The 10,072-nt window shown below is 62.4% G+C and carries 10 protein-coding genes; 7 read left to right on the top strand and 3 right to left on the bottom strand.

The genetic code is table 11. From position 1 onward, the window contains the following. Positions 1-17: 17 nt before the first annotated feature. Entirely contained in the window at positions 18-2,030 is a 2,013-nt protein-coding gene (locus PQ627_RS18725) for a M3 family metallopeptidase (RefSeq protein ID WP_274262858.1), read from the bottom strand. A gap of 72 nt (positions 2,031-2,102) precedes the next feature. Between PQ627_RS18725 and PQ627_RS18720 the strand changes: the two genes are divergently transcribed. Beyond that, a complete protein-coding gene (locus PQ627_RS18720) occupies positions 2,103-3,368 on the top strand; it encodes a CapA family protein (protein ID WP_274262857.1) in 1,266 nt (421 codons plus the stop codon). Between the two features lie 3 nt (positions 3,369-3,371). Here the strand turns inward: PQ627_RS18720 and PQ627_RS18715 are convergent, their stop codons facing one another. Continuing rightward, positions 3,372-4,142, bottom strand: coding sequence for a type 1 glutamine amidotransferase (locus PQ627_RS18715; protein WP_274262856.1), 771 nt, complete (start codon positions 4,140-4,142; stop codon positions 3,372-3,374). Next, the gene (locus PQ627_RS18710) at positions 4,139-5,467 is read right to left on the bottom strand and encodes a Mur ligase family protein (protein ID WP_274262855.1); all 1,329 of its coding nucleotides are present in this window, start codon (positions 5,465-5,467) and stop codon (positions 4,139-4,141) included. The genes PQ627_RS18715 and PQ627_RS18710 overlap by 4 nt, the downstream gene beginning before the upstream one ends. Before the next feature lie 102 nt (positions 5,468-5,569). Between PQ627_RS18710 and pdxT the strand changes: the two genes are divergently transcribed. From pdxT to yajC, 6 genes are all read left to right on the top strand, one after another. Further along, positions 5,570-6,271, top strand: a complete 702-nt coding sequence (pdxT, locus tag PQ627_RS18705; protein WP_274262854.1) for a pyridoxal 5'-phosphate synthase glutaminase subunit PdxT — start codon at positions 5,570-5,572, stop codon at positions 6,269-6,271. 3 nt (positions 6,272-6,274) lie between these two features. Continuing rightward, on the top strand, positions 6,275-7,030 hold the full coding sequence (locus PQ627_RS18700; protein ID WP_144658957.1) for a YebC/PmpR family DNA-binding transcriptional regulator: 756 nt from the start codon (positions 6,275-6,277) through the stop codon (positions 7,028-7,030). A gap of 44 nt (positions 7,031-7,074) precedes the next feature. Beyond that, positions 7,075-7,653 carry a crossover junction endodeoxyribonuclease RuvC gene (gene ruvC, locus PQ627_RS18695; RefSeq protein WP_144658956.1) on the top strand — a complete coding sequence of 193 codons (579 nt, stop codon included), beginning with the start codon at positions 7,075-7,077 and terminating at the stop codon, positions 7,651-7,653. A 101-nt stretch (positions 7,654-7,754) separates the two neighbouring features. Next, positions 7,755-8,399 (top strand): Holliday junction branch migration protein RuvA, encoded by a 645-nt coding sequence (gene ruvA / locus PQ627_RS18690; protein ID WP_274262853.1) that lies wholly within the window; start codon positions 7,755-7,757, stop codon positions 8,397-8,399. Next, the gene (ruvB, locus tag PQ627_RS18685) at positions 8,392-9,468 is read left to right on the top strand and encodes a Holliday junction branch migration DNA helicase RuvB (protein ID WP_274262852.1); all 1,077 of its coding nucleotides are present in this window, start codon (positions 8,392-8,394) and stop codon (positions 9,466-9,468) included. The genes ruvA and ruvB overlap by 8 nt, the downstream gene beginning before the upstream one ends. Before the next feature lie 145 nt (positions 9,469-9,613). Further along, positions 9,614-9,997: a preprotein translocase subunit YajC gene (gene yajC, locus PQ627_RS18680; RefSeq protein ID WP_186313473.1), complete on the top strand. Its 384-nt coding sequence runs from the start codon at positions 9,614-9,616 to the stop codon at positions 9,995-9,997. Positions 9,998-10,072: the final 75 nt, after the last annotated feature.

Below are 10,072 nucleotides of genomic sequence, written 5' to 3'. Positions count from 1 at the left end.
ACCGGCCCGGCGTCGTACTACTCGAGTCCGCGGCGCTTCAGAAGAGGTTCCAGTTGCGCGTCGCGACCCCGGAAGGCCCGGAAGGACTCCAACGGGTCGCGACTGTTGCCCCGTGCCAGCAGCTCCGCTCGAAACCGGGTGCCGTTGGCACGGTTCAACCCGCCGTTGTCCTTGAACCACTCCACCGTGTCAGCGTCCAGTACTTCGCTCCAGATGTAGGAGTAGTAGCCGGCGGCGTAACCCGCTCCGGCGAAGATGTGCTGGAAGTATCCGCTACGGTAGCGCGGCGGAATCAGGGGGTGGGCAATCGAGGCCCGGGACAGTGCGCTGGCTTCGAAGGCAAGGACGTCCTTGGGTATGTCAGCCTCGGACAGTACGTGCCACGCAAGATCCAGCAACGCGGCGCCCAAATACTCCGTAGTGGCAAAACCTTCACCCCACAACACGGAGTCATTGAGTTTGTCCACGATGTTTTGGGGGAGTGCCTCACCTGTGATGTGATGCCGCGCGTAGTTAGCCAGTACTTCCGGCCACATGATCCACATTTCGTTGACCTGCGAAGGGTATTCCACGAAATCGCGGGGCACCGAGGTGCCGGAGAATCGCGGGTAGGTGACTTGTGAAAACAGGCCATGCAGGGCGTGGCCGAATTCATGGAACACCGTCCTGACTTCATCGAGGGTCAGGAGCGTGGGCTCGCCGGGCGCCGGCTTGGTGATGTTCAGGTTGTTGATGACCACCGGTTGCGTACCAAGAAGAGTGGACTGCTCCACGAGCGAGTTCATCCACGCGCCACCACGTTTGGTCGCCCTGGTGTAATAGTCGCCAAGGAAGAGGCCCAGTCCCTTCCCGTCCTCGTCGCGGACTTCCCACACCCGGACATCGGGGTGATAACCGTCCAGGTCCATACGTTCATGGAACGTGATCCCGTAGAGCTGGGTCGCGGCATGGAAGACGCCGTCGTGGAGTACCCTTTCCAAGGAAAAGTAGGGACGCAGGGCTTGTTCGTCCACTTTGAATTTGTCCTTGCGGACCCGGGCCGAGTAGTACGGCCAGTCCCACGGGTCCAGTTTCCTGCCCGCTGCCTCGGCCAGTGCCTCTGCCTCGGCCCCGGCGTTGCGGACTGCTGCAGGTGCCAACCGCTGCAACATGGTTTGGACGTCGTCAAAACCAGGCGCGGTCTGCTGATCCACCACCAGCTCGGCAAAGTTCGCAAAGCCCAGCAATTTGGCCTTCTCCGCCCTTAAACGGACAGTGGCCAACACCAGATCACGGACGTCCAACGGTCCGCCATCGGTGCCCCGAGCGAGGGAGGCTTCGTACAAACGACGCCGGATGCCCGGATTTTCGAGGAAGGCGAGGGCAGGCTGGTTACTGGGCTGAATCAGGGTGAGCAGGTATTTGCCGGCATGGCCCGCAGAGCTGGCTGCTTCGGCGGCGCCAGCGATGTCCTCCTCCGGCAGGCCGGCGAGCTCTTCCAGGTCGTCAAGAAGCAGCGCTGATGATTTCATGGCCTCTTTGACCCGCTGGCCAAAGTCGGTTCCCAACCGTGAGAGCTCGGCGTTAACCTGACGCAGGCGGTCCTGCCCGGCATCGTCGAGTTGGATACCCGATTGGCGGAACTCCTTGAGGTATTCCTCCACCAGCCGGGCTGATTCGGCATTCAGGGCCGCCACGTCGATCGCTGAGAAGCGTTCATACAGGCCCCGGTTCATGAACACGGCATCCTGATGGGCCGCGAATTTCGGGGACAGCTCGGTCTCGAGCGCTCTGATGTCGTCGTCCGCGTGGGCCGAAACCATTGTGAAGAAGGCGGCCGCTGCCCTGTTCAGGAGCAGGCCTGAACGTTCCATGGCTACGGCGGTGTTCTCTAACGTGGCGGGGTCCGGGTTGGCCACGATGACGTTGATTTCCTCCAGATGCTCTGCCAGTCCGGCGTTGACTGCCTCGGCGTAGTGAACAGCTGATATGCCGGCAAACGGTGGGAGTCCGTAGGGCAGGGGACTGGGGCTAAGCAGGGGGTTGGTCATGAAGTGACTCTTTCACGTAGGGATCGTGTCCTCAAGGGTGGCGCGCCTGGTTCCGCTCGTCTTCACCGTAGGATGAAAAGCATGGGGAAGATCACATCTGGTACCGGATGGCAGCGGTCACACCGGGCAGCGCTGGCGACACTCGCCCTGGTCCTCGCCATGGCGTTGGGTGCCTGCGGCGTCATCGCCGAGAACAACGATCCCAGACCGAGCACCGCTGCATCGGCTCCGGCGGGTGAGTCACCTTCACCCACACGCACGCCTGCCCCCAACCCGACCCCGGGGAAGGGACCCGCTTGCGCGGAACTCCGTTGCACTTCGATCACCGTGACCGGCGACATGCTGGTCCACACCCAGTTGTGGCAGCAGGCAAGGGCCGACGCCGCTGCTGCCGGTCAGCCGGGCTACACTTTTGTGCCACTGCTGGAAGGACAGCGGCGCTACATCAGGAACAGCGACCTCGCCATCTGCCATCAGGAGACTCCCGTGGCCACGCCCGAAGGGCCTTTTTCCGCCTACCCTTCCTTCAACGTGCCGCCACAAATCGTCACGGCCTCCAAGAACCTCGGCTACCAGGCCTGCACCACCGCCAGCAACCACACAATTGACCGTGGCACCGAGGGGCTGCTGCGAACCCTGGATGCCCTGGACGCGGCAGGCTTGAAGCATACCGGCTCCTACCGGACGGAAGCAGCATCAAAGGAAATTTTGATGCTGCAAACGGACGCCGCCAAGGTAGCGGTCATCGAGGGGACCTACGGGCACAACGGCCAGATCCCGGAGTATCCATGGCTTGTGGACGAACTGGACCCCGCGACCATGATCGCCAAGGCGACCCAAGCCAGGTCACTCGGTGCGGACATCGTGCTGGGAGTGATGCACGCGGGAGACGAGTACGCCAGTGAACCCAATACCCAGCAGCAGGAGGTAGCCCACGCACTCGTGGACAGCGGACAGTTCACCATGATCTACGGGCACCACACCCACTCAGTGCTGCCCATCGAGAACTATAAAGGCACGTGGATCGTCTACGGTCTGGGCAATGGCATCACAGAGTTGTCACCGTGGTACGTGGTGAACAATGAAGGACTGCTGGTCAGGGCGCAGTTCAGCCAAAATGCGGCCGGTACCTGGACTGCCTCGGATCTGGCATGGGCGCCCTCAGTGATTGTCCGGGATCCCTATCGGTGGTGTTCAGTGGCCAGCGATGCGCCACAAGGCGTATGTGCCACGCCCGCCGCGGACGCCGAAACCCGCCAAAGAACCAAAACCGTGGTTGAGTCCATGGGCGCCGCGAATGCCGGTGCCCATGAACTGCTGATCACGAAGGAAAAGTGACGCTTACCTCGGGCGGCGCGCGGCGTGTTCGCGCGCGAGGCGGGCGTAGTCGTCGTCGGGCATTCCCGGCACGAAGGTACCGAACTTGCGTTCGGCTGCCGTCCTGATCAGGAAGTCCGCGATAGCCGGGTTTTTCGGCAGCAGGGAACCGTGCAGGTAGCTGGCCACAACGTTGTTGTACCGGGCGCCCTCGTGGCCATCCTTGCTGTTGTTGCCGGCACCTTTCGTAACGGTCCCCAGAGGCTCGACGCCGGCACCCAGGGTGGTTTGGCCGCTGTGGTTCTCGTAGCCCAGGATGTCGCCGAATTCAGCGGACTTCATGATGACGTTGCCGATCAGGCGTTCGTCCGTCCCATGGGTTTCAACATCCAGGATGCCGATGCCGGGGATGGTGGGTCCCGAGCTGGTCTTGAAGAACTTGCCAAAGAGTTGGTAGAGGCCGCAGATCACCAACATGGGAGCGCCGTCGTCGGCGAGCTCCCGCAGTTGCTCCGCACGCGCCTGGAGATCATCCTGGATGACAAGTTGACCGCTGTCCTGCCCGCCGCCACCTACGATGATGTCAACGTCCTCCGGGAATTCATCGCCGACGTTGTACTCGAGCAGCTCCGGCGTGTAGCCGTGCCACTTGATGCGTTGCTTGAGGACCAGGGCGTTGCCCCAGTCGCCATAGATATTCATTTCCCGTGGGTACAGCTGGAGCACGCGGATGGTGCCCTTGCTGGGCTGTGAAGCCTGGCCAGATGCGGCCTGGGGCTGGGTTTCCGAGGTCATGAGACCACCTCAACTATGGTGATTTTGGCAAGTTCGCGGCGAATTGCAAGCATTGATGTGTAGGTGCAGAAGATGCGCTTGGGCTTGCCCCGTGAACCGTCGATGAACGTACGCAAGGCTGCTGTGATGTCCGGTTCAACCGTGCCGAACGGAACGTCGTCGTACTGGAGGCGCAGGGCCATGTCGTAAGCGCGGACACCGGTGAGGACTTCGACGCCGCCATCACGCAGGGACTCGAATTCGACGTCCCACAGCCACGACATGTCCCGGCCATCGGCGTAGTTGTCGTTGATGGCGATCATGGTTGCGTAGCCACCGGCCGGGAAGGACTTCAGGCCCAGCCGGAAACCGCTGGGGTTCTTTACCAGCACAAGCTCAAGCGGTTGGCCGTCCACAGTCAGGCTCTCGCCGCGTCCGAAGGCCGGTGCCACGTTGCCCAGCGCTTTGACGAGCTTCGGGGTGTCAACGGGGCCGGTTCCCAGCACCGCACGAGTCAGAGACAACGCGGCGGCGGCGTTGAAGATGTTGTAGACCCCACGGAGCTTCATGGTGGTGGTGACGGTCTTGCCGTCGAACTCGAAGTCGGCGTCCTGGGCGCCTACCCGGCGAAGTACGACGTCGGCATCCGGCAAATCGACTGCCTCGCCCGGCGCTGCGGCCACCGACGTTCCCGACGGTGAGGGGCCGCTTCCGGACCGCATCTCGTCGTCGTTCGGGAACGTGCTGCGAAGCGATTCGTCCAGGCCGAAGTAGCGGACGTTGGGGTGGTAAACGGCGTCGAGGCTGTTGATGGTGTTGGCGATTCGCGCTACGCGCGGGTCCTCGCGGTTCAGGACCACCGTATCCGTCGTCCTGGAGGCGATGTGCTCAAGGAGGCGGGCTGTCTTGTCGATTTCGCCGAAGCGGTCCAGCTGGTCCCGGAGGACATTGAGCAGGAGGCTGAAACGGGGAGGCACCTTGTTCACGAAATGCACAGCGTGCGCTTCATCCAGTTCGAGCACTGCAATGTCGGCATCAAGCCGGCCCCGCCAGTCGACCTCGCCCAGCAGGGAAGCTGCCACGCCACGGGTGAAGTTGCTGCCGGTGCGGTTGGTGAACACCTTCAGGCCTTGGCTCTCCAGGAGTTCCACCACCATTTTCGTGGTGGTGGTCTTGCCGTTGGTGCCGCTGACAACAGCTACGCCGTGGGGCAACGACGCAAGCGTTCGCTGCATGAAACGGGGATCGATCTTCTCGACCACCAAGCCGGGGAACGCTGAGCCTCCGCCCCTTAGCCGGGACAGGGTGCGGACCAGCTTGCCGAGGGGGACGCTGTAGGAAAGCATGCTCTGTAATATATCCCAGTCGGGGCATGGAACCCGGGTCGCCGCGGGTGCCGGGCTGCTCCGGGACACTGCCCAAAGCACAGGGACCACTATGATGGACCAATGACCAACCCCCTTTCCGATGCTTCATCACGCGTGGGTACAGGCCTCCGGATCGGTGTACTGGCACTCCAAGGCGATTTTCGTGAGCACATCCACGCCGTGGAGTCTGCGGGAGCTACAGGCGTGGGAATCCGCCGGCCCTCAGAGCTGGACGACATCGACGGCCTGATCATTCCCGGTGGCGAATCCACCACGATCGACAAACTGTCCCGGATCTTCGAAGTCCGCGAGCCGATTCAACAGCGGATCGCGGAGGGTCTGCCGGTATACGGCTCGTGCGCAGGAATGATTCTGCTGGCCAACGACATTGCGGACCCCGCCACCGACCTCAAGGGAAACCCGCAGCAGACCTTCGGTGGCCTCGATATCACTGTGCGCCGGAATGCCTTCGGCCGCCAGCGTGAGTCCTTCGAGACGGACCTCGACTTCAAGGGGCTCGACTTCAGTGCGGGACAGGACGGGGTGGATCCCGTTCACGCTGTGTTCATCCGCGGACCCTGGGTCGAGCGTGTGGGTGAGGGCGTAGACGTTCTGGCCCAGGTGGATCCCGACCACGCCAGCCACACGCCGGCTTTGCATGGAGTGGCTAGAATTGTTGCAGTGCGCTCCGGCCATTTGCTGGCCACCTCCTTCCATCCGGAAGTGACAGGGGAGAAGCGTGTGCATGAACTCTTTATTCGAATGATCAGAGGAGAAGCGTAAAGCATGTCAGGCCACTCCAAATGGGCGACCACCAAGCACAAAAAAGCCATCATTGACAGCAGGCGTGCAAAGTCGTTCGCAAAACTGATCAAGAACATCGAAGTCGCTGCCCGCATGGGTGGACCCGACCTGGCCGGCAACCCGGGCCTGGAACTCGCCGTCACCAAGGCAAAGAAGACCTCGGTCCCCAACGACAACATCGACCGTGCCATCAAGCGCGGTGCCGGCCTCACCGGTGAAGTGGTTGACTACACCGAGATCATGTACGAAGCCCGCGGCCCCCAGGGCTCGGCTTTGCTTATCGAGTGCCTTACCGACAACAAGAACCGGGCAGCGTCCGAGGTACGTCTGGCCATCTCCCGCAACGGTGGCACCATCGCCGATCCCGGCTCCGTCAGCTACCTGTTCGCCCGCAAGGGCGTTGTGGTTCTGCCAAAGAACGGCCTCAGCGAAGACGACATCCTCATGGCCGTCCTGGATGCCGGTGCGGAGGAAGTCAAGGACAGCGGCGACAACTGGGAGATCCACTCGGAGCCGTCGGATCTGCAGGCCATCCGGGATGCCCTCAAGGAAGCAGGGATCGACTACGAAACCGACGAAGCAGAGTTTGTCCCGTCGATGCAGGTTGACCTCGACATCGATGGCGCCAAGAAGTTCATGAAGCTCGTCGACGCGCTTGAGGACCTGGACGACGTCCAGAACGTCTACAGCAACGCGGACTTCAGCGAGGAAGTGCAGGCTGCCCTCGACGCCGAGTAGGCGTGGCAGCACCAAGTATTGATGACAAACAGGAAGGCCCGGACTTGACTCTTCGCGTATTGGGAGTCGATCCGGGCCTTACCCGTTGCGGCATCGGTGTAGTGGACATTGAGCGGAACCGCCGGGCAACCATGGTGGCCGTTGGTGTCGTGGGAACCTCGGCGGAACTGACCTTGGACAAGCGCTTGCTGGTCATAGCCCAAGCCATCGATGAGTGGCTTGACCTGCACAAGCCGGACGTCGTCGCCGTCGAACGCGTCTTCTCGCAGATGAATGTCAGCACCGTCATGGGCGTCGCCCAAGCCTCGGGCGTCGTGATTGCCGCCGCGGCGCGCCGCGGTATCCCGGTGGCCCTCCATACGCCGTCGGAAGTGAAAGCGGCCGTAACAGGCAGTGGGTCGGCGAACAAGGATGCTGTCACGAAGCTCGTCACCAAGATCCTGCGCCTGGATGCACCCCCCAAGCCCGCCGATGCCGCAGATGCCCTTGCCCTTGCCTTGACGCACGCCTGGCGCGCAGGAAGCGGGATGGGAACAGCGGGCGGCGCGGCAGGCGGCGGCACACTGACTCCGGCCCAGAAAGCGTGGGCGGATGCCGAAGCCAAAGCGCGCCGTGCACGCTGATACCCCGGCGTCCTTGCTAGGGTATTCGTAGATATGTTCGGATAGTCAGCCGTGGCCGCAGTTCCCAGCGTCCCGGCAGGCAGTATTTCAGGAGCCGGGTCTTGATCAGTTTTCTTCGTGGAACCGTAGCCCGCGTTGGGTTGTCCAGCGCCGTCATTGACCTCAACGGTGTGGGCATGAGCGTGTTCGCAACGCCGCAGACCCTGAGCCATCTGAAGGTAGGGGCTGACGCAAAGCTCTTTACCTCGATGATCGTCCGCGAGGACTCCCTGACCCTCTTTGGCTTCGCCGACGACGACGAGCGGGAAGTTTTCGATGTCCTGCTCAGCGTCAGCGGGGTCGGACCACGGCTGGCTTTGGCCGTGCTCGCAGTGCACGAACCCGAAGCCATCCGCGTTGCAGCGCATACCGGTGATGGCAAGGCCTTCACGAAAGTTCCCGGTATCGGGCCAAAGGTTGCCGGCCGGATCGTCCTTGAGCTTGCGGGCAAATTGGTCCCGCATGGCACAGGCACCGCGGCCGCGCCCGCAGCCGCTGTCAAGGCTGACTGGAAGCCGCAGGTGGTCGCCGCCATGACCAGCCTTGGTTGGTCGGAGAAGGACGCCAACGGAAGCATCGACAAAGCCATGGCCGACTCACCCGAATTGGTGGATGCCGGTAACGTCGCACAGATTCTCCGGGCCACGCTGCGGTGGCTTGGCCAGGACGGCGCCCGCGCCGGCAACCGCGTAGGCAGCCGTGGCTGAGCAGTCACTGGTCAGCGGGGGAGAGGAACCGGAAGAGCGGGTCATCGAGGCGGCTCTCCGTCCCAAGAACCTTCACGACTTTGTGGGCCAGCACCGGGTCCGCAAGCAGCTTGCCTTGGTCCTCGAGGCGTCCAAAATGCGCGGCCGGAGTGCCGACCACGTGCTCATGTCCGGTCCCCCCGGACTCGGCAAGACCACCCTGGCCATGATCATTGCGGCAGAGATGAATGCTCCACTGCGCATCAGCAGTGGACCGGCCATCCAGCATGCCGGGGACTTGGCAGCAATATTGTCCTCCCTCTCCGAAGGCGAGGTCCTGTTCCTGGACGAGATCCACCGCATGTCCCGGCCTGCGGAAGAAATGCTCTACATGGCCATGGAAGACTTCCGCGTGGATATCGTGGTGGGCAAAGGTGCCGGTGCCACGGCCATTCCCCTGGAGCTGCCTCCCTTCACGTTGGTAGGAGCCACGACCCGGGCCGGACTGCTTCCTGGTCCGCTGCGGGACCGCTTCGGTTTCACCGGTCATCTTGAGTTCTATTCAGTGGCCGAACTCGAACTTGTGTTGCGCCGTTCGGCAGGGTTGCTGGACCTTAAGGTGAACTCGGCCGGGTTCACGGAGATTGCCGGCCGCTCACGCGGAACACCGCGTATCGCCAACCGGTTGCTTCGGCGTGTCCGCGACTGGGCGCTGGTTCACGGCATTGACCAAATCGACGCCCGGTCAGCCTCGGCTGCCTTGGATATGTACGAAGTGGACCAACGCGGCCTTGACCGGCTGGACCGCTCTGTCCTCGAAGCGCTTATTACCAAGTTCAACGGCGGTCCGGTGGGACTTTCCACCCTGGCGATTGCCGTGGGGGAAGAGGCCGAGACCGTCGAGACAGTAGCGGAGCCTTTCCTGGTGCGGGAGGGCCTTCTGGGCCGGACGCCCCGCGGCCGGATCGCAATGGCGTCCGCCTGGACCCATCTGGGGTACGCCGTGCCCCCCGGTGTGTTCGGACAAGAGACCCTTGCGCTGTTTGACGAGGACGAAAACCACGCCGAAAGCGTAGATACTGCGGGTTAACACGCTGCGTTCAGCTTTTCCCTCTAGACTGGTATGACGCTCGGCACGTTCGAGTCCTTGATCCATGCGCCAGCCTCGCGGATCTGCCAGGGACGTTGCCGTGAACCAAAACGTAAGTACAGAACGGAACTTCCCTGTGGATCCAATGACCATATTGCTGTTCGTCATGCTTGGACTCTTTGTCTTCATGATGTTCCGCCGCAACAAGAAGACCCAGCAGCAGCAGGCTGAGATGCAGGCCAAGTTTGCTCCGGGAGTCGACGTCATGACCAGCTTCGGCCTCTTTGGCCGGATCGTGTCCATCGACGAAGCGGAGAACAAGGTCGTTATCGAGCTCTCCCCGGGCAACGAGGCCACGGTTCACCGTCAGGCTGTCACCAAGGTTGTTGAGGCGACTCCCGAGGAAGCCCCTGTGGTTCCGGATGACGCTTCTTCCTTGACCGCAACGGGCCCTGAAACCCCGGCGGCCGGCGAGACGCCGGAAGAGACCATTGCGCGCCTCAACAAAGAGGACAAGAAGGACAACTAGCACCGTCAGTCGCGGCACCACCGCGCACGGCAACTTCTACGGCAGCGGAAAGCCGCCGGCAGACGCTCATCAGCG

The sequence above is a fragment of the Paenarthrobacter sp. AB444 genome (assembly GCF_028736865.1).
In the GTDB taxonomy this organism is placed as follows: Bacteria; Actinomycetota; Actinomycetes; order Actinomycetales; family Micrococcaceae; genus Arthrobacter; species Arthrobacter nicotinovorans_B.
The sequence above is the reverse complement of the archived record's forward strand: the minus strand, read 5'-3'. Positions and strand labels throughout refer to the sequence as shown.